This window comes from Actinoplanes sp. NPDC051494 (assembly GCF_044454705.1).
Classification (GTDB): domain Bacteria; phylum Actinomycetota; class Actinomycetes; order Mycobacteriales; family Micromonosporaceae; genus Actinoplanes.
Genome location: NZ_JBITDZ010000001.1, coordinates 1,294,559 through 1,314,042 on the forward strand (window position 1 = coordinate 1,294,559; position 19,484 = coordinate 1,314,042).

Annotated in this window: 19 protein-coding genes and 1 tRNA gene; 10 read left to right on the forward strand and 10 right to left on the reverse strand. The window is 68.7% G+C overall.

The window, feature by feature from the left end; genetic code table 11:
* Positions 1-32: 32 nt before the first annotated feature.
* Both ACIA6A_RS06015 and ACIA6A_RS06020 read right to left on the reverse strand, forming a co-directional pair.
* Positions 33-212, reverse strand: coding sequence for an antitoxin (locus ACIA6A_RS06015; RefSeq protein ID WP_396096250.1), 180 nt, complete (start codon positions 210-212; stop codon positions 33-35).
* 58 nt (positions 213-270) lie between these two features.
* Entirely contained in the window at positions 271-717 is a 447-nt protein-coding gene (locus ACIA6A_RS06020; protein WP_396096251.1) for a hypothetical protein, read from the reverse strand.
* Positions 718-854: 137 nt separating this feature from the next.
* On the opposite strand from ACIA6A_RS06020, the gene ACIA6A_RS06025 reads away from it, so the two are divergent.
* From ACIA6A_RS06025 to ACIA6A_RS06040, 4 genes are all read left to right on the forward strand, one after another.
* Positions 855-1,238 carry an XRE family transcriptional regulator gene (locus ACIA6A_RS06025; protein ID WP_396096252.1) on the forward strand — a complete coding sequence of 128 codons (384 nt, stop codon included), beginning with the start codon at positions 855-857 and terminating at the stop codon, positions 1,236-1,238.
* Positions 1,239-1,281: 43 nt separating this feature from the next.
* Positions 1,282-1,791, forward strand: a complete 510-nt coding sequence (locus ACIA6A_RS06030) for a hypothetical protein (protein WP_396096253.1) — start codon at positions 1,282-1,284, stop codon at positions 1,789-1,791.
* A gap of 65 nt (positions 1,792-1,856) precedes the next feature.
* Complete coding sequence (locus ACIA6A_RS06035; RefSeq protein ID WP_396096254.1) at positions 1,857-2,243, forward strand: nuclear transport factor 2 family protein; 387 nt, start codon at positions 1,857-1,859, stop codon at positions 2,241-2,243.
* 12 nt (positions 2,244-2,255) lie between these two features.
* Positions 2,256-3,041, forward strand: coding sequence for a helix-turn-helix domain-containing protein (locus ACIA6A_RS06040; protein ID WP_396096255.1), 786 nt, complete (start codon positions 2,256-2,258; stop codon positions 3,039-3,041).
* A 62-nt stretch (positions 3,042-3,103) separates the two neighbouring features.
* On the opposite strand, the gene ACIA6A_RS06045 is transcribed toward ACIA6A_RS06040, so the two are convergent.
* The 3 genes from ACIA6A_RS06045 to ACIA6A_RS06055 form a co-directional block, all read right to left on the reverse strand.
* A tRNA-Met gene (locus ACIA6A_RS06045) sits at positions 3,104-3,177 on the reverse strand.
* Positions 3,178-3,314: 137 nt separating this feature from the next.
* Positions 3,315-6,293 (reverse strand): UPF0182 family protein, encoded by a 2,979-nt coding sequence (locus ACIA6A_RS06050; RefSeq protein ID WP_396096256.1) that lies wholly within the window; start codon positions 6,291-6,293, stop codon positions 3,315-3,317.
* Between the two features lie 109 nt (positions 6,294-6,402).
* On the reverse strand, positions 6,403-7,431 hold the full coding sequence (locus ACIA6A_RS06055) for a PDZ domain-containing protein (protein ID WP_396096257.1): 1,029 nt from the start codon (positions 7,429-7,431) through the stop codon (positions 6,403-6,405).
* A gap of 90 nt (positions 7,432-7,521) precedes the next feature.
* On the opposite strand from ACIA6A_RS06055, the gene ACIA6A_RS06060 reads away from it, so the two are divergent.
* Entirely contained in the window at positions 7,522-8,751 is a 1,230-nt protein-coding gene (locus tag ACIA6A_RS06060) for a zinc-dependent metalloprotease (RefSeq protein ID WP_396096258.1), read from the forward strand.
* 123 nt (positions 8,752-8,874) lie between these two features.
* On the opposite strand, the gene ACIA6A_RS06065 is transcribed toward ACIA6A_RS06060, so the two are convergent.
* Positions 8,875-9,471 carry a hypothetical protein gene (locus ACIA6A_RS06065; RefSeq protein WP_396096259.1) on the reverse strand — a complete coding sequence of 199 codons (597 nt, stop codon included), beginning with the start codon at positions 9,469-9,471 and terminating at the stop codon, positions 8,875-8,877.
* 207 nt (positions 9,472-9,678) lie between these two features.
* On the reverse strand, positions 9,679-10,212 hold the full coding sequence (locus ACIA6A_RS06070; RefSeq protein ID WP_396096260.1) for a M48 family metallopeptidase: 534 nt from the start codon (positions 10,210-10,212) through the stop codon (positions 9,679-9,681).
* A 429-nt stretch (positions 10,213-10,641) separates the two neighbouring features.
* On the opposite strand from ACIA6A_RS06070, the gene ACIA6A_RS06075 reads away from it, so the two are divergent.
* The 4 genes from ACIA6A_RS06075 (at position 10,642) to ACIA6A_RS06090 (ending at position 15,004) form a co-directional block, all read left to right on the forward strand.
* Complete coding sequence (locus ACIA6A_RS06075) at positions 10,642-10,812, forward strand: hypothetical protein (protein ID WP_396096261.1); 171 nt, start codon at positions 10,642-10,644, stop codon at positions 10,810-10,812.
* Between the two features lie 821 nt (positions 10,813-11,633).
* A complete protein-coding gene (locus ACIA6A_RS06080) occupies positions 11,634-11,795 on the forward strand; it encodes a DUF5679 domain-containing protein (RefSeq protein WP_015625326.1) in 162 nt (53 codons plus the stop codon).
* A 235-nt stretch (positions 11,796-12,030) separates the two neighbouring features.
* Positions 12,031-13,467 carry a hypothetical protein gene (locus ACIA6A_RS06085; RefSeq protein ID WP_396096262.1) on the forward strand — a complete coding sequence of 479 codons (1,437 nt, stop codon included), beginning with the start codon at positions 12,031-12,033 and terminating at the stop codon, positions 13,465-13,467.
* A gap of 190 nt (positions 13,468-13,657) precedes the next feature.
* The gene (locus tag ACIA6A_RS06090) at positions 13,658-15,004 is read left to right on the forward strand and encodes an ABC1 kinase family protein (protein ID WP_396096263.1); all 1,347 of its coding nucleotides are present in this window, start codon (positions 13,658-13,660) and stop codon (positions 15,002-15,004) included.
* Positions 15,005-15,986: 982 nt separating this feature from the next.
* On the opposite strand, the gene ACIA6A_RS06095 is transcribed toward ACIA6A_RS06090, so the two are convergent.
* The 3 genes from ACIA6A_RS06095 to ACIA6A_RS06105 all read right to left on the reverse strand — a co-directional run bounded on the left by ACIA6A_RS06095 (position 15,987) and on the right by ACIA6A_RS06105 (position 19,149).
* Positions 15,987-16,349, reverse strand: coding sequence for a WhiB family transcriptional regulator (locus tag ACIA6A_RS06095; protein ID WP_396096264.1), 363 nt, complete (start codon positions 16,347-16,349; stop codon positions 15,987-15,989).
* Between the two features lie 143 nt (positions 16,350-16,492).
* Positions 16,493-16,888, reverse strand: a complete 396-nt coding sequence (locus tag ACIA6A_RS06100) for a hypothetical protein (protein WP_396096265.1) — start codon at positions 16,886-16,888, stop codon at positions 16,493-16,495.
* 119 nt (positions 16,889-17,007) lie between these two features.
* Entirely contained in the window at positions 17,008-19,149 is a 2,142-nt protein-coding gene (locus ACIA6A_RS06105) for an ATP-dependent DNA helicase UvrD2 (protein ID WP_396096266.1), read from the reverse strand.
* Between the two features lie 82 nt (positions 19,150-19,231).
* Here ACIA6A_RS06105 and ACIA6A_RS06110 point away from each other — a divergent pair, with 82 nt between their 5' ends.
* Positions 19,232-19,474, forward strand: coding sequence for a mycoredoxin (locus tag ACIA6A_RS06110; RefSeq protein ID WP_396096267.1), 243 nt, complete (start codon positions 19,232-19,234; stop codon positions 19,472-19,474).
* Positions 19,475-19,484 lie beyond the last annotated feature (10 nt).

A 19,484-nucleotide genomic window follows, 5' to 3' on the forward strand; every position in this document is an offset into this window, starting at 1 on the left:
TCCGGCCCCGGGGCCGGACGGAGCGGCCGTGGTCACTCCCGGGTGTCACCCTCGCCGGTCCGCGCCTGGGCCTGATCGACACCCTTGTCGATCTGGTCCGAGTGCTTACCGCCGGTACGGGTGTCGATCTGGTCGCCGGCCTTCTCGAGCCCCTGGTCGACCTGCTCGTCGTGCTGGTCGGCGAAGTTCTTGGCCTTGTCCATGAAGCCCATGGCGGTGTCCTTTCCTAGGGAACACCAGCAGGCTGCCCGCGGCCGGAGCGAGGAAACCTCAGCGAACGATGTCTTCCACCACGCGACGGGCTCCCGCGGTGCCGCTGAAGCGCGACGAGGCACTGTTCGCGGTCGCCCGCCGCTTCATCACCCGATCGGGCGACGCCGGACGTGTCACCGCGGGCTCAGCCGGGGCGCCGAGATCCGGGGCCGGGGGCGCCGTGAACCCGGGCGGGGCGCCGAGATCCCGGGCCGGGGCCGGCGCGGGCCGGGCGGGGGCCGGGGTGGTGCCCACCCCTGCCGCGGCCGCCACCGCGGGCAGGGGTGGACGAGGAGCGACCGCCGGACGGGAGGTCCCGTCGAGGTCGTCGGGGCCGGGCGCGGGTGCCGCGAGCACGAGTCCGCCCAGGTCATCGGGGCGGCGGGCCGGGGCCGGCCACCGCCGGGCCAGAAGGGCGAGCAGTGCCACCGCGGTCAGCACGGTGAGCGTTGTGAGGAGCAGCACCCGGCCACGACCCTTCGCGTCATGATGGCAGCCTCGGGTGGCGGCCCGCGCCATTGGTTATCTAGCCAATGACGCTAGCAAAGGATGGCACCTCAACCAACGTTCCGGCGGATCGGAACACCACCTATGCTTCTCGGATGGGTTTCGGCGGCTACCTCAAGGAAGCGATCCACGCCGCCCGGTTCCCCACCCCGACCCACTTCGCCCGTACGGTCGGCATGGACCCCTCGGTCGTGCTGCGCTGGATCAGCGAGGAGCAGCGACCCACGATCCGCTCCATCGAACGGATCGCCCCGGCCCTGGGGCGGAGCATCAACGAACTGGTCGTCGCGGCGTACCCGGACCGGATCGGTGGCCCCGCACCCCAGCCGCCGCCGGCCCACCCGCTGGTCCACGACCTGGCCCTGATGCTCGCCGACGACTCCCCCATCCCGGCGGCCGACCGCCAGGCGCTGGCCACGGTCCTGGATCGCATGATCGACCCCTACCGCAAGGTGCTCCGGCGGAGAAGATCCGCGTGACTGTTGTTCCCATCACGCATCGGATGTCCGTAATCTTTGCACTATGACTGCGCGCACCCTGCACCTGCGGATGAGCAAGCTGCTCGTCGGCTGCCTCGTGCTCGCGATCGCGGCGACCGGTGCCCTGGTAGTGACCATGATCGCCGGCTTCCCCCAGAAGCCCGGCCCGCCCCCGGGCCAGCCGGGCGTCATGCCGGGCCCGCCACCGGACCAGCGCCCCCTGGCGGTCCTGGTCCTGCTGACCGGACTGGTGGTGCTCGCCTGGCTGGCGGTCCTGGTCGTCTCGGCTCGCGACCGCATCCTGCACCAGCTCGGCGAGGACACCCCGGCCCCGGCAGACCGGGCCCAGATCCGCGATCTGCTCGCCGAGGTCCGCACCGAGCTGGCCGCCGACCGCGAACGCGAATGGCAGACCATCACCGAACGCCTGCTCGAATACGCCGACCAGCGGGAAACCGACGGCTACCTCAACGGCATGCGAGTGGCGACCACCGGCGGTGAACCCCTGGAAGCCAACGTCCGCCCCCTGCGCCGTCCCCCGACCCAGCGCTGACCGCATCACACGTGGTACATCCTGGACCAGGTAGGACAGCGACCACGTGAATAGCGTGGTCGGACATGAGCAACCCTTTGGTGGAGCGCCTGATCGGTGCTTTGAACAACCACGACCTCGACACGATCTCCTCCTGTTTCGGCCCGGACTTCTCGGGTGAGTGGCCGGCCCACCCGGGCCGGGATGTCCGGGGACCGGAGCAGGTGCGCCGGAACTGGGAAATGATCTTCAAGATGTCACCGGAGATCACCGTCGAGATGACGAACTCCGTCGAGGTCGCCGACGAGGTGTGGGGCGAGTGGCACTACACCAGGGCGGCCGGCCAGGACCTGCGCGGCGTCATCATCATCACGGTACGTGACGGCCTGATCCGCCGATCGCGGTTCTACATGGAACCGACCGACGCGGCGGACGCCGCGGTGGCGGGCGGACCGCGGCTGGCCCGCGACTGACACAATGAGATCGTGCGGCGGGACGACGACTTCGGGACCGCGCTGCGGACCCTGCGACAACGGCTCACCCCGGGCGAGGCCGGGGTCTCCGCGTCGTTGCCCGCCGTCCGGCGAGTGCCCGGCCTGCGCCGGGACGAACTCGCCGGCATCGTGGGCGTCTCCGAGGAACACGTCAAACGACTGGAACAGGGCCGCCGCCGGCCGTCACCGAGCGTGGTCGACGCGCTGGCCCGGGCGCTGCGGCTCACCTCGGGTGAGCACACCCGGCTGCGTACGCTGGCCGGATTCGCCGCGTCCCCCGAGCCGGACGGCCTGGTCCCGCGCGAGGTCACCGAAACGGCCCGCCGGATGCTGGACCGGCTGACCGAGGTCGCGGTCTGCGTCTGCGACGCGAGCTGGACGGTCCTGGCCGCGAACAAGCTCTGGCACTCGGACGTGTGCACGGTGCCGAACACCCCGGGGCGCGACCGGAATGTGGTCTGGCGCGCGTTCACGGAGGTCGGGCCCTCGGTGTTCCGGATCCCCGAGCGGATGGCCGGCTTCCGCGCCACCGTCGTGGCCGAACTACGCGACACGGCCCGCCGCTACCCCGCCGACGCTGAACTGTCGTCGATGATCACCGACCTGCACGGCCGGAGCCCGGAATTCGTCCAGCTCTGGGATGCTCCACCCCTGCACGGCGGTCACGCGGACCGGCTCCGCGTGCCGAGCCCGGTCCACGGCCATCTCGACCTGGACCTGGACGTGCTGACCCTCAACCCGGGCGACCTACGAGTCGTCGTCTACACCGCGGCCTGAGCCGGCATACAGAAAACCCCTCACCCGGTCAGGTGAGGGGTTTCGACGTGCACTTGCCTTTGTAGCGGGGACAGGATTTGAACCTGCGACCTCTGGGTTATGAGCCCAGCGAGCTACCGAGCTGCTCCACCCCGCGTCGCTTTCTCTACGCTAGCGCGTCGCCCCGTCGACATGCAAAACGGTGCCTCGTAACGAAGCCCACACCCCCGCGGACGCCGCGGCCCGCCGGGTGATCCGGCGGGCCGCGGGCTGACTGTCAGGTGTTTCGGTGGATCAGCCGCCGCTGGGCGACGCGGGTGGTGCTGACGCCGGTGTCGACGGTGGTGACGAGGCCGGTGCGGACGCCCCGGCCGACGGTGCGGTCGTGGGCACCCCCGCGGCCTGTTGCGCGTTCTGGAACGTGTTCATCGCCGTTTCGAGCGCCTGCAGCGCCGTGCCGTAGCGGACGAAGTCACCCGACTGCTGCGCGGCCTTCACCTCCGCGATGGCCTTGTCCACCGCTGTCGCCGCTTCCGCGAGCTGACCGGTGAGTTGCGGTGGGCCCGTGCCGGCCGGTGGCGTCGTACCCGTGTTGCCCGGCTGGGTTGTCGTCGGCTGCTGGTTCTTCCCCTGGTTGACGAGGGCGGTCAGGCCCTCCTCGAGGTTGTTCGCCAGCACGACGTACTTGCCGCCGTCGCCGTAGGACATCAGCACCTTCTGCAGCAGCGGTGCCGCGTTGGCCTGCTGGCTGCTCTTCACGTAGACCGGCTCCACGTAGAGCATGCCGCCACTCACCGGCAACGAGATGAGGTTGCCGTAGAGCACCGTGGCCTGGTTGTTCGTCTGCAACAGGGTCAGCTCGGGCCGGACCGTGCTGTTGCTGGTCATCCGTTGATGGACCTGTGCCGGACCGGGAATGGCCGTCTCGTCCGGCAGTTCGAGGATCTCCAGCTTCGGTTTGCCCTCCACGTACGAGCCCGAGATCAGCGCCGCCAGGTTCTCCCGTTTGCTCGGGGTGACCGCCGAGGTGATCTGGAATCGCGTCTCGTCCTGCCCCGGAAGCTGCACGTTCAGATAGAACGGCGGCTGTTTGCTCTGCTCCGAGCCGTCCGGTGTGTTCGGCACCGCCCAGAAGTCGTTGCCGGTGAAGAAGTCGTTCGGCTGCGTCACGTGGAAACGGGTCAGCAGGTTGCGCTGCACCTTGAACATGTCCGCCGGGTAGCGGAAGTGGTTCTGCAACGACTCCGGGATCTCGGACTTCGGCTTGATCAGGTCACCGCCGAAGGCCTGGTTCCAGGCCTTGAGCACCGGGTCCTGGTCGTCGAACTGGTAGAGCGTGACCGTGCCGTCGTACGCGTCGACGGTCGCCTTCACCGAGTTGCGCATGTAGTTGATGTTGTCGCGGGCGAGCGCGAACGTGCCCCGGTTGGTGAGCTCGTCCTGCGTCTCCTCCTGCAGGTTGATCCGCTGCGCGTACGGGTAGGTCGCCGACGTCGTGTAGCCGTCGAGGATCCACTGGATCTTCCCGTCGACCACGGCCGGATAGGGGTCTCCGTCTATGGTCAGGAACGGTGCGACCTTCTCCACCCGCGAACGCGGGTCACGGATGTACATGAGCTTGGAGTCGGCGTTGACCGCGTCCGACAGCACGAAGTTGCTCTCGGTGTTCTTGATCGCGAAGACCAGCTTGCGGAACAGCGAACCGATCGGCACGCCACCCTTGCCCTCGTACGTGTAGCGCTGTTCGGCGTTGGTGTCGTTCGGCTGCGGGCGGTCGAACTCGGTGTTCTTGCCCTCCTCGGCCTGCCCGACGATCGCGTACTCGGTCGACTGCTCGCCGTAGTAGATCCGCGGCTGGTCGACCTTGATCTGGTCGGTCGAGGACGACGCGCAGTTGGCGGTCTGACTGCTACCGGTGCCGAGCGAGCCGGAGACGAACACCGGCAGGCCACCACAGGACTCGTTGGCCGGCGCGGCCACCAGTCCGTACCCGTGGGTGAAGACGGTGTGCCGGTTGAGCCAGTTCTGCTGCTGGGTGGTCAGCGCGGTGTCGTTGATCTCCCGGACGCCGACCACGTAGTCCTGCGTCTTGTCACCGATCGTGTAGCGGTCCACGTCGAGCTTCGGCCCGAAGTCGTAGAAGCCACGGACCTGCTGGGACTGGGTGAACGCCTCGGAGACCAGCTGCGGGTCGATCACCCGGACGTTCTGCGCGCTGGCGTTGCCGGCCAGGTTCGACGGCGGCACGATGCTCTCCGCCGCATATGGGGTGACCTGCGTATCAGCCAGGCCGAACGCGTCCCGGGTGGCGTCGATGGACCGTTTGATGTACGGCGCTTCCTTGTCCGCCAGGCTCGGCCGGACCTGGAAGTTCTGCACGGCGAGCGGGTAGATGCCGCCGATCGCGACGGCCGAGATCGCCAGCAGGGCGAGCGAGACACCGGGCCATACCAGGTTGCGCATGATCGCGTTGGAGAACACGATGATCGCGATCGCCACGACGATCGAGATGTACGCCAGGATCTCCTTGGCCGGCAGCAACGCGTTGACGTCGGTGTAGCCCGCGCCGTACAGATCGGGTGAGACGTGCTGCTCGAGCAGCAACGCCCGCCGGTCCAGGATGTAGGCGACCGCCTTGAGCAGCACGAAGATCGCCACCAGGGTGGTCAGGTGGGCCCGGGCCGCGGTGGTCATCCGGTCGCCGACGCCCTGCAGGCGCACGCCACCGAAGACGTAGTGCACGGCCAGCGCGCCGATGACCGACAGCACCACCACGGTGAAGCCGACCCCGAGCAGGTAACGCAGCAGCGGGTACTCGAAGACGTAGAAGCCGACGTCCACCTTGAACTGCGGGTCCTCGACACCGAACGGCTGTGCGTTCTGGAAGAGCATCCAGTCCTTCCACCGGCTCTGCGCGGAGAGGCCGGAGAAGAACCCGATGATGACGGCGATGACGGCGATCCACGTCCCGAGGCGGGGCCGGATCACCATCCGGTAGCGCTCGAGGGTGGCCTGCTCGGCCGAGTGCGGACGCAGCAGCGGACGCAACCGGTAGGCGAGGTAGAGGTTCCCCGCGATGATCACCGCCATCGCGGCGCCGATCGCCAGGAAGAGCACCAGGCGGGTCAGCAGCACACCCGTGAAGACGTTGGTGAACTCGACCTCGTCGAACCACAGATAGTCGGTGTAGGCATCGATGCCCCAACCGAGGAGCGTGAATAGGAGGAAGACCCCCACGAGGACGCCGACGGTCACGCGACCGCGCCGGCTCATCCTCGGTAGAGGACTGTTACGCATGACCAACGTGAACCCCACAAAGTCTCAAGACCGGTTCTTCACTTTAGGATGTTGCGCTGTTCCGCCCGGAGTGCCTGTGGATAACTCAGGACGCCGGGCACGGCTTCGGCGTTCCGCCGGTGGTGAAGGTCTGGAGCGCGGTGAGTGCGTCGTCGACCGTGGCGACCCTGGCCATGGTCAGCCCGGACACCGAGTTCTTCAGCGCCTCGGCGCAGTTGTCCGCCGGGACCATGAAGAGCTCGGCCCCCGCGTTCTTCGCACCGACGAGCTTCTGCGGGATGCCGCCGATCGGTCCGACGTTTCCCTCGTCGTCGATCGTGCCAGTTCCCGCGATGATTTTTCCGCCCGTCATGTCTTCCGGCCGGAGCTTGTCGATGATGCCCAGGGTGAACATCAGCCCGGCGCTCGGTCCACCGATCTCGTCCAGGTCGATCGAAACGGTGAACGGATGTGTCTGCTTCTTGTCGATCGAGACCCCGATGCGCGGGGTGTCGCTGCCCGCCGCGGCCTTGGTCGTGATCCGCGCGGTCCGCGTCCTACCGGCCCGCGAGTAGGAGACGGTCAGCGTAGTCCCGGCCGGCTCGGCCTGCACGAGTTGCGTGAGCTTGTCCGGGCTGGTGACCTCGGTGCCGTCGACCGCGGTGATGATGTCGTCCTTCTGCAGGACTCCGGCCGAGGCGCCGCCCTTGGTCACCTCGGTGACGAAAGTCTGCACCGGATAGCCGAGCTCCCGCAGCGCGACCGTCTCGGCGCTGGTCTGCGAGGACTTGAACTCCTCGGCGTTCTGCTGCTCGACCTGCTGCTCGCTCTGATCCGACGGATAGATCAGCTCCCGCGGCACCACGGCCTGCTCGTCGCTGAGCCAGCCCCGGATCGCCCAGACCAGCTCGACACTCGGCTGCACCCCGACCGTGGTCAGCCGCAGCTGACCCTTACTGGTCGTGGTCTGCGCCTTCGTCACCTGGATGACCTCTTTGCCGTTGTCCGAACCGAGGGTGTTGACGGTCGGACCGGGCTTCAGAACCACGTACGGCAGGGGGAAAGCCATCACTCCGACTGCCAGCAGTGCGGTGATCAGGGCGCCCATGATGACCGTGACACCGCGACGTCTCATGCGCGTGACCGTATCAACCAACCCTGAGTTCTCTCTGAGCTGACACCGCCATTGGGCACGAGGGCCGATTACGCGCGTACCGTTGGGGGCGTGCCTGATATCCCGTTCGGCTTCAGCCTGCCGGGCGCGCAGCCGCCCGATCCCTCCGACCCGCAGCAGATGCAGCAGTTCATGAATCAGCTGCAGCAGATGTTCGCCGCGCCCGGAAGTGGCCCGGTCAACTGGGATCTGGCCCGCCAGGTGGCGGCCAGCCAGCTGAGCGCGACCGGCGACCCCGCGGTGAACATGTACGAGCACAACGCGGTCTCCGAGGCCCTGCGCCTCGCCGACCTGTGGCTCGACCCGGTGTCCGCGATGCCCTCCGGCATCCGCGACGCGACCGCCTGGAACAGGAACGAGTGGGTCTACAACACCCTCGACGTCTGGAAGAAGCTGTGCGACCCCATCGCGGGCCGCATGGTGGGCGCGATGGGTGACCTCGTCCCCGAGGAGGCCCGCGCCCAGCTCGGCCCGATGCAGTCGATGGTGGCGACGCTCGGCGGCGCCCTCTTCGGCGGCCAGCTCGGCCAGGCGTTGGGCCAGCTCGCCGCGGAGGTCCTCTCCGCCGGCGACATCGGCCTCCCGCTCGGCCCGGCCGGCACGGCCGCACTCGTTCCGGCCAACATCAAGGCCTACGGCGACGGCTTGGAACTCCCCGAGGACCAGGTCAGGCTGTATGTAGCCCTCCGCGAGGCCGCCCATCAGCGCCTCTTCCAACACGTCCCCTGGCTGCGAGCGCACGTGCTCAACGCGGTCGAGACCTACGCCAATGGCATCACGGTCAACCGGGAGGCGATCGAGGAGGCGATGAGCCGGGTCGACCCGTCCGACCCGGAATCCATGCAGGCCATGGCGCTCGAGGGCATCTTCACACCCGAGGACACCCCCCAGCAGAAGGCCAGCCTCGCCCGCCTCGAGACCGCGCTCGCGCTGGTCGAGGGCTGGGTCGGCCACGTCGTGGACAGCGCCGCGGGAGACCGTCTTCCCTCGGTGGTCCAGCTCGGCGAGGCGTTCCGCCGCCGGCGCGCGGCCGGCGGCCCCGCTGAGCAGACCTTCGCCGCCCTGGTCGGCCTCGAGCTGCGCCCACGCCGCCTCCGCGAGGCCGGCGCGCTCTGGACCGCGGTCACCGAGGCACGCGGCGTGCAGGGCCGCGACGCGCTGTGGGATCACCCCGACCTCCTGCCGACGGACGAAGATTTCGCCGATCCGCAGAAATTCGCCCAGAGCAAGCTCGACTGGGACATTTCAGAACTCGACGATCTAGGAAAATCCGAAGACTGAGAGGTCGTATCTCGGTGGGTGGTGCAGACCGCAGTTCCCACCGAGGCCGGGGCCGGTGGTCCAGGCGCCTTGACGGCGCCAGAGCGGACCCCCGGCCCCTTCATTCTGAGTGAGTGGCAAAGCTCACCCCCCGAGGATCGCCCGGGTGTTCTCCCACCCCTCCAGACGCACGTCCAGCGTCGCCAGCTCAGCGGCCCCCCGGATCCGCCGCCACTCCGGCGTCGACTCGACCAGGCTCGGCTGAGGAGCCCCCCGCCGCACACTCATCGGCGTAGCGGTGTCGAGATCGTGGTCGGTCAGCCACCCGGGCACCGGCAGCGTCGAGGCCAGCGCGAGGAGCCCCGCACCGCCACCACCCGGCGCCACGGCGACCGGCTTGCTGCCGAGCGGGCGCAAGAGCTTCCCCAGGATCAACCCGGGCAGATCGGCAGCGTCGGCGGCCAGGACGGCGGCCTGGTCGAACCCGGCCACCTCAGCGGCCTTGAGCACCGGAAGCACGGTGGCGCTGGGCACCTCCCAGACCGGCATCCCCGGCCAGGCGATCTCCCGCGCCAACCCAAGATCGGCCGACACCGCGGCAATGGCCGGCTCAGCCTGAGCGAGCCGAGCCAAGAGATCGACAACGTCCTCGGCCAGCGCGGCCCGCCAAGCATCGATCCCCACGCCGGGGGGACTCCACACCACCGGCGTCAAAAGCACCACCACAACACGGCTGGTCACCACAGAAGGCTAGCCCCAGCGCAGCTTTCCCCCGGATCACCCATGCCGCCCCACCACGCCGGCTCGCCGCCAAGATCGCATTGCGGCACAGACCCACAACACAGACCCACGGCACAGACCCGCGTCACGGCAATACGATCGGCGATGCAGTCTGCATGGTCAATCAATCACCCGGCATCGGCCCGGCGCATCGCACTCGCGACAAGCTCAGTCGTCAGCCAGCACAAGACCGCTCGCAGCCGAGATACCTTCCAGATAACCTCGGGCCCGCTCCGCTTTCGGATGGCGATTGACGAGGTCCCAGAACGCGGCACTATGACTGGGCACGACAAGGTGCGAAAGCTCATGCAGCAGCACATAGTCGATCACCCAGTCGGGCATCTCCTGGATACGATGCGAGATCCGGATCGTGCCGTCATCCGGCGTGCACGACCCCCACCGCCCGTTCTGGTTGGTGACCCAACGCACACTCGCGGGGCTCACATGCCGCACATAGTCGGGCAAATATCGAGCCGTGAGCCTTCGAGCGCGGGACAGCAGCTCTTCGTCGGTGTGCTGAACTCGCTCTTCCCGGGCGGCCAACCGGGCCAGCATCCGCTCGACCCACTCGGTCTCCTCAGCACGCGAGAACCGATCAGGAATGAGGACGACAACCCGCTCGCCCTCCCGATAAGCGGACACCGTGCGACGCCGACGCTGGCTGCGCCGCACTTCGACAACAGGCTTACGCGTCCTGGCCATTACCGGCTCGCGCAGCCCACACTAGGGTTCACATTGCGACGTTAATGCGTAAGACCCAGGGGGCCGCAAGAGTACGGCAAACGACACGCGACCTAAATGAGAGCTTCGCCCCAGAAAATCCGAAAATATTTTCCAAGCTCGCAACACGTACCCCGGAATAGCCCACGCTACCCCCGCTAAAGATCCACTTCTCACCACCCCCACAGGTCCCGCCAGCCACCCGGGTTCCCCACACCCCCACCACCGCTGAACTCCCACGCCCCAGCAGCCCAGCACCGCACCTGTCCCCCTCACCGCACCCACCCCGCCACCCACGAGCCCCGCCACCCACGGGCCCCGCCGCTCACGGGCCCCGCCGCTCACGGGCCTGCCGCTCACAGGCCCGCCGCCCTCCAGCCGGCCACCCGTCAGCCGGACCACCGGGCCGGGGTGCACCAGGCCGAGGTGCACCAGGCCGGGGTGCACCAGGCCGGGGTGCACCAGGCCGGGGTGCACCAGGCCGGGGTGCACCAGGCCGGGGTGCACCAGGCCGGGGTGCACCAGGCCGCGGGCCAGGATGCCCCTGGCCACCAGGCCGCGGAGGTGCAGCGGGGCTTGTAGCCACCGGGACACCGGGACACCGGGACACCGGGACACCGGGCCAGGATGCAGCGGGTCACGCCAAACGGCTGGAACCGCATCACGGCCAAGGCACTACGCCGTCACGCCCATTCCGGAAGTCCACCCCGGAAGTCCACCCTCACGCCGGGCCGCACCTTGCCGCGCCCCCTCCAGCTGCCCTCCGCCCTCACCCCGGGCCGCACCACCTCAAGAATCCGCGACGCCACCGCCGCAGCCGTGCCCCGGCAGGTCCGCGGTGAGGCCCCGCCCATGATGCCGAGGTCGCGCACCCAGCCCGTACCGCGCCACGACGCCCCCGGGCAGCCGCAGCACTCCCCTTCAGCCGATCCCGAGCCATCCACCACCGCCCGCGGCCCTCTGAGCCCGCCGCACACCCACCAAGCGCCGCCCGCACCCGCGGACACCTCCCGCGCCTCCATCAGCCCCCTCACCAGGCCTTCTACGACCACCTTGGCCAGCATCCAGGTCCTCCGCCTTCCTGCCTTGCCATCCCCTTTCTGACGATCTGAAGTAATTCGTCGGCGTGTCTGCCCGAATCTGCCCTAAAAGGACCATCCGGGCGGGCAGACTCACGACGTCGACGACACCGCCGACGCTGCGCTGACATGGAAATGGCCGGACGTGGGTAGTGACCGCCCCTAGCGGGTGGCCACATTCACGTGGTCGCGGAGCGGTCCAGCGCCGAACACAGATCGCGGCCTGTCGCCGCGAGCAGGGCACCCGGGTGGTCCAGGCCGTCGGTCTGGTCGCCTTCCGGGACACCCGGGCCGACCCGGCCGACAACATGACGAGGAGGAATCGTGGCCGACAACACGTACAACGGCTACTGCGTCAAGTGCAAGGAGAAGCGCGACTTCCAGGGCACCGTCGAGGTCTCGAAGACCGGCATGAACATGGCCAAGGGCAAGTGCCCGGTCTGCGGCACGACGGTCAACCGCATCCTGGGCAAGGCCAAGGCCTGACCAGAAGCTTCTTGACCGCGGGGGCGACCACATCCGGTCGCCCCCGCCGTCGCTTCCGGTGAATCACCCACCCGAGTCATAACCGGTATTCAAACCACAACGTTGAGTAGTTATCCACCCCCTCCGGGAGCCTGTGGATAACTCGCGAAATCCTGTGGATAACCGAGCGCCACCGCATCGCGTGCCTGTGGATAACAAACGCCGTCCGCATCGAGCACGTGACAACGTGTCACCCATGAGCCGTCCACCCCTGCACCGACCGATCCTGCTGCCGGGCCTCCCCCGCATCTGGCGAGGCCTCAACACCCTGCAGCTCGGCCTCCATCCGTCCCGAGCGGTTCTCCTCGATCTCCCCGACCCCGCGACGGCAAAGATCCTCGATCTCCTCGACGGCACCCGCCCAGAGCGAACGGTCCTCCAGGGAGCCGCCATGCTGGGCATCTCCCCGGCCGAGGCCCGTACCCTCCTCAACGTCCTGCACGAGGCCGGCCTGGTCATCTCATCCCAGAGCCTGTTCCCGCCCGCCCTGGACGCCCAGACCCGCCGCCTGCTGGCCAGCGAGGCAGCGGCCCTGGCCCTGATAGCCCAGGCCATCCTGACCGCCCGGGTCGTCCAGCCCACCGACGCGGAGCGAACCGGGCGGGCCGGCACCCCCGCTCAGCAGCCGGCCCTGATGCCGGAGCAGCAGGATCAACCGGCTCACAACGCCTCAAACGCTTCGGCTGCCCCGGCAACCCCAGCCAGAAGCACCGACTCGGCCGATCGAACCCCAACAGCCGAACCCATCTCGTACGCAGCAGCCGCGCAGACCACAGCGAAAGCCCAGCCCAGCGGCGTTCCTCGGCCCCGGCGTGGCGGTGGTTCGGCGGACACCGAGCCGGAGGAGACCGGTGATCGGCCGCTGTCCCCAGCCGCCGTGCTCAGGAGGCGGAGATCCGCTCGGGTTGCCATCACCGGACGCGGCCGCTTGGGCGCCGGCATCGCGGTCGCCCTGGCGGAGGCGGGTGTCGGTCATATCCACGCCGATCTGCCCGGCACCGTCAATCACCTCGACCGCATCGGTGGACCGCTCCGAGGGGTCAAGGAGGGAACCGGCCGTGCGCGAGCGGTGACCGAGGCGATCCGTGAGGTGTCCCCGACCACCCAGACCCGATCGATCCGCCGGGGCAGCGCCTCACTCGTGGTGCAGCTCACCCACGACGAACCCACCGCGCTGTTGGCGCTCGCTCACGAACAGCATCGCCAGCCGTATCTCGCTGTCGCGGTGCGAGAGGGCGCCGCCGTGATCGGGCCTCTTGTGCCCGCGGGTGGCCAGCCGTGCCTCAACTGCCTCGCGCTCTTCCGGCACCTCGGCGGCCCGGGCATACCCGAGCAGAACCGGAATCCGAGCTATCCCGACGCGGATCCGGAGCCCGGTGAGTTCGGAACGCTCGAGGTGCTCCACTCCGCACCCCGGTATGAGGACCTGCGGGTCAACGACGAGCCGCTGGCGGTGGCCACCGCGCTGACGGCCTGCGGGTACGCCGTGGCCCAGGTGCTGAGTTTCATCGACGGTGACACTCCCGAGACTGTCGGGGCGGAGGTGGAGATTGCCGCGCCCAACCGCATACGCCGGCGGAGGTGGGTCCCCCATCCGCATTGCACCTGTGGGCAGACGCGCAACTACGCCTAGCGCTGCGGTGAGCTCGGTGGTGGGGAGATGTTGTGAGAAAAGTGTGCCGAGTTGGGTGGGTGTTTGAGCCTGATGAATACCTCGTCAGGTGAGCAATAGGTACAAATCTTTAGGGGGTCACATGCCAGACAGGAAGGGTGGGGTCTCCGGGAGGGGGGTCGATCGCCGTCACGTCGGTCACAATGATCTGGTGACCGACATCCCGCGTCGTGCGGCGTCCCGGACCGCCAAGCTCGCCTCGCTGCCTCTCGGCTTTGCCGGGCGGACGGTGCTGGGGCTTGGTAAGCGGGTCACCGGCATGGCCTCCGACGTCATCTCCGCCGACATCCAGCAGCGCACCGCCGAACAACTTTTCAGCGTGCTCGGGCAACTCAAGGGCGGAGCGATGAAGTTCGGGCAGGCGCTGTCGGTCTTCGAGGCAGCGATGCCCGAGGAGATGGCCGCGCCCTATCGGCAGGCTTTGACCAAGCTGCAGGAGGCTGCTCCACCGATGCCGGTGGCGAGTGTGCACAAGGCGCTCGCCGAACAGTTGGGACCGGACTGGCGGGACAAGTTCGCCGAGTTCGACGACAGCCCGGCCGCGGCCGCCAGCATCGGGCAGGTCCACAAGGCCGTCTGGAAGTTGCCGCCGTCGCGGAAGGGCGCCAAGCCCAAGACCATCGCGGTCGCTGTGAAGGTGCAGTATCCGGGCGCCGGCGAAGCCCTGCTGGCCGACCTCAAGCAGCTCGGGCGGCTGGCTGGGATGTTCAAGGTCATTCAGCCCGGCATGGACATGAAGCCGCTGCTCACCGAGCTACGCGAGCGGGTCACCGAGGAGCTCGACTACGCGATGGAGGCGGAGTCGCAGGCCGCCTTCGCCACCGCCTTCACCGACGATGCCGACATCTTCGTGCCACGGGTCCTGGCCTCCGCGCCGCGGGTGCTGGTCACCGAATGGGTCGACGGGACACCGCTAGCCAAGATCATCAGTGATGGCACGCCGGCCGAACGCGACGAGGCCGGGCGGCTGATGGCGACGTTGCACTTCTCGGCCCCGGCTCGGGCAGGCCTGCTGCACGCCGACCCGCACCCCGGCAACTTCCGGATCCTGCCCGACGGCCGGCTCGGTGTCATCGACTTCGGTGCCGTGGCCCGGCTCCCCGACGGACACCCCGAGCCGATCGGCCGACTGGTCCGGCTCGCACTGGACGGGGACGCCGACGGGGTCGCCGACGGGCTGCGCGAAGAAGGCTTCATCAAACCGAACGACGAACTGGACGCGCAGGCCGTCCTCGATTTCCTGCGGCCGATGATCGAGCCGGTCGCGGTGGACGAGTTCCACTTCACCCGCAGCTGGATCCGGTCGGAGGCCACCCGGCTCTCCAACCCCAAGTCACCGGCCTTCCAGCTGAGCCGCAAGCTCAACCTCCCCCCTTCCTACCTGCTGATCCACCGGGTCACGCTCGGATCCATCGGGGTGCTGTGCCAGTTGGAGGCAAAAGCGCCCTACCGAGCGATCCTGCAGAAGTGGCTCCCCGGTTTCGCGCCGGTCGGATAACCCCCGCCAAGGCCAGAGGCCGGCCTGGCATAACAAACCGGACAAGACGGCGAGTGACAAGCGGAAGCCGGGCAAGGCGGCGAGGCGAGGCGGTGGCTGGGTCTTCGCCAAACGGTGAAGTGCGGCGATGTGAGGGGCTACCGGGCTGAGACACCAGACGGCAGGCGGCGACCCGAGGGCTACGTACGGCGAGACAAAGGACCCGCCAGACCAAAGGTAGCGAGACCAGACGGCCACACGGCCACACGGTCCGCGGCCAGACCGGGGCCACGGCCAGACCGGGGCCACGGCCAGACCGGGGCCACGGCCAGACCGGGATCACCGCCAGACCGGGACCACCGCCAGACCGGGACCACCGCCAGACCGGGCCGTAAGCAGACCCGGCCGCGGGCAAACGAGGCCGCCAAGCCGAACGCCGCGCGACCAACGGCGCTGCCAGACCGACCGGCCGCCAGACCAGAACGACGCCAGACCAAACGGCACCGCCAGACCAAACGGCACCGCCAGACCAAACGGGTCGCAAAGCCAAATCGGTCGCTAGGCCAAATCGGTCGCCAGGCCAAACAGCGACGCCAGGCCAAACCGAATCACCAGCCCAACAGCGACGCCAGACCAAACCGCGACGCCAGACCAAACCGCGACGCCAGACCAAACGCGCCGCCGGGCCAGAGGGCCGTGCGACCTGGGCGGTGGTGAGCTGTGGGCCGAAGGGAAAGCGCCCCGCTCGCAGGGGGAACCTGCGGGCGGGGCGGCGGAGAGGGCACGGGTCAGAGGCGTCCACCCAGTTCGTTGGCGGCCCGATGGCGGGCCTCCATGGCGATCTGGCGTGCCGGACGGTGAGCCTCAGGGGTGGTGGTTACCTGAGGCCTACGCGTTCGGGCCCTCGAGAGTGCCTCTTGGATGAGTTTTACCTTGGGGCTCGCGTTCGAAGTCATCGCTGCGTCTTCCGTCTTTCGGTAAGGGGTGGTGAGGGTGGTCATGATCAGGCCGCGAGCCGGACCGAGCTGCGGGTCTCGAGGCCGTTGGCCGCGAGGCGCTCCTCGACCTCGACCGCCAGCTCGGCGTCGCGGGCGACGTCGACCTTGCGGGGACGGCCACGGGGCCGCTTGCGGGGCACGACAGCGCCGCGCTCAAAGATTTCGCCGCCCCAGACGCCCCAGGGCTCGCTTCGCTCGACCGCGCCGGCCAGGCACTCGACGCGCAGCGGGCAGTCCCCGCAGAGCGACTTTGCCAGTTCCAGCTGGGCCGGTGCGTCCGAGAACCAGAGGTCCGGGTCGAACTTCCGACAGGGCAGGTTTGCCTCGATCTCGACGGTGATGTCGAGGGGGGCCAGCGCCAGACTCATAAAGCCCGGTCACCTCTCTCTTCTTCTCGATCTTCTGGATCGTGGTACGTGCTGACCGGCTGGTGAGCCGGCCAAAAAAATTAGGCCGCGGATCCCGGTTACGGGTTCCGCGGCCTCGAGGTGAGCCGGAGGTCTGAGGTTAATCAGACCGGCCTTCCTCGAGGCGGGACACCGCTGGCACCATCCGTCAGTCGCTTCATCGGGATATCGACGCCGTTGTTGCCCACGAACCCAGTGGTGCCATTGCCAGTGCTGGTGCTGCTGCCGACAGACACGAAGGCCTGGACCTGGTGCGCCTGCGAAACCTGTTCCTGCGAAACCTGGGCCCGCTCAGCGAGCAAGAGCGCCACGGGGGCGGACTCGGTCGCATAGGCAGACTCGACGTGTGAAACCGGGGAAACCGGCGGCACGGTCAGGAATGCCGGAGCGGTGACGGTCGGGAGTGCCGCGACAGCGGACTCCGAACGCCATGTGGTGGACGGCGCGCAAACGGCAGACGGCGACAGCAGCAGTCGCTCAATCGTGTAGTTGGTCTCCACCGGGGTCACCTTCTCTCCGTCATGTCGCACTCGGTCCAAACCCTCGTTGAGCAGGCCGCTCGCCAAGGTGTGACCTGAGGTTATTCGCTCCTGGAAGGGAGGGCAAACGAATTAACGGACTAGTTTTCGAAGTTTTTCTCGGCGGTCTCGGCGGGGTCCGCGCCGTCGACCAGAGCGAAGACCGCGGCGCCGTACTGGCCGAGCTTGCGTGCGCCGATCCCGGCGATCGCCAGCAACTCCGGCGGAGTGCTCGGGCGGCGTTCCGCGATGGCCACGATCGTGGCGTCGGTGAATACGACGTACGCAGGGACTTTCTGCTGAGCCGCGGCCAGCGCGCGCCAAGCCTCGAGGCGGCCGTGCAGCTCCTCGTCGAGGTCCGACGGGCAGGTGGCGCAGCGGCCCAGTTTGCGGTCCGTGCCGGCGAACAGGGTGGTGCCGCAGATGCGACAGGACGCGATGGCCGTACGTCGATTGGTGGGTTTCTGAGTTGCCGTTCCGGTCTTCTCGAACGAGCGGTGCCGGGTGTCGGTGAGCTGCGGCAGGAAACGGCACGGGCGCCGGGGGCGACCGCCGGAGGCCCGGGACTGCCCGTAGGACAGCCACAACCACTGCCTGGCCCGGGTCACCCCCACATACAGCAGCCGGCGTTCCTCCTCCAACTGCTCAGACGTCTTCGCGTACGTCGTGGGCAGCGTCCCGTCCGCGAGCCCGACCAGGAAGACCGCATCCCATTCGAGGCCCTTGGCCGAGTGCAGCGAGGCCAGCGTGACGCCCTCGACGGTCGGGGCGTGCTGTTGCTCGGCGCGGCGGGCCAGCTCCTCGTTGAACGTGGTCAGGGAGATGTCCCGCTGGACCGCGCCGGCCTCCCCTATCGGCAGCAGCGTGGGGTTGCGGGCGTACTCCTCGGCGAGGGCGACGATCGCCGCGAGCGCCTCCCACTGCTCACGCTGCGCCCCGCCGGCCGGCACCTGCTCCCGGAACCAGCCGGTGGCCGAGAGGGCTTCCACCACGGCCTGGACCAGCGGGGTCTCGCCCGGGGTGGAGCGCACGGCCGCGCGCAGGGCGATCATCGCCTGGCGCACCTCGGTGCGTTCGAAGAACCGGTCGGCGCCGCGGACCACATACGGGACCTGCGCCTCGGCGAACGCTTCCTCGTACGTCTGGGACTGCGCGTTGATCCGGAACAGCACCGCGATCTCGCTGGCGGGGGTGCCGGAGGCAATCAGCTCTCGGGCGCGGCGGGCGACGGCGGAGGCCTCACCGAGCTCGTCCGGGAAGATCTTGAGGTCGGGTTCGGCGCCGGGCGGGCGCTGGCCGACGAGTTCGAGCCGCAGTTTGGCCTCGGTGCCGCGGGCCTGCTTGATCACCGCGTTGGCGAGGCCGACGACCTGGGGGGTCGAGCGGTAGTCGCGGACCAGCCGCACGACCACGGCCTCGCGGCGCTGGCGCGGGAAGTCGACGAGGTAGGACGAGGTCGCACCGGTGAACGAGTAGATCGTCTGGCTGGCGTCGCCGACCACGGTGATGTCGTCGCGGCCACCGAGCCAGGCGTCGAGCAGGCGTTGCTGCAGCGGGTTGACGTCCTGGTACTCGTCGACGACGAAGTGCCGGTACTGCGAGCGGACCTGCTCGGCGACGTCCTGGTGCTCCTCGATGCCCCAGACGGCGGCGCGCAGCATGTCCTCGAAGTCGATCACACCCTGACGGCGCTTGAGCGACTCGTAGGCGGCGAAGACGTCGGCGACCTTGCCCACCTCGTACGGTGGCTCGCGCAGCGCCTTGGTCGCGGCCACAACGTATTCGCCCGGCTCGGTCAGCGACGATTTCGCCCATTCGATCTCGCTGGCGAGGTCGCGGGCCGCGTTGCGGTCGGCCCGCAGGCCGACGCTGCTCGCGGCGAGGGTGACCAGGCGGGCCTTGCTCTCGACGAGCTCGGGCATGCCGCGGCCGTGCAGTAGCCGGGGGGCGAAGTAGCGGACCTGGCGCAGCGCGGCGGCGTGGAACGTGCGGGCCTGGACCCGGCCGGCCCCGAGACTGGTCAGGCGGGCCCGCATCTCGGCGGCGGCCCGGGCGGTGAACGTCACCGCGAGCACGTGCCGGGCATTGATTTCACCGGAAAGAGTTCGATATGCGATGCGGTGGGTAATCGCTCGTGTCTTACCGGTGCCCGCGCCGGCGAGGATGCAGACCGGCCCGGCCGGGGCGGTCACCGCCCTGCGCTGGTCGGGGTCGAGCCCGGCGAGTACACGTTCCGCAGTCACAACCGGGAATCATGGCACCCCGGTCTGACGTTTTACCCGACGGCACTGTGCCATGTGACTTTCTCCGAAGGGACCCAGACCGATGCTGACCATGTACTCGACGCCCTGGTGCGGTTACTGCCACCGGCTCAAGTCGCAGCTGGACCGGGAAGGGATCGCGTACGACGTCATCGACATCGAGCAGGACCCGGCCGCCGCCGATTTCGTGATGGGTGTCAACGGCGGTAATCAGACGGTTCCGACGATGCGTTTCGATGATGGCTCCGCGCTCACCAACCCGTCGATCGTGCAGGTCAAGGAACACCTGGCCGCGCTTTCCGCGTAATTCAGCGAGC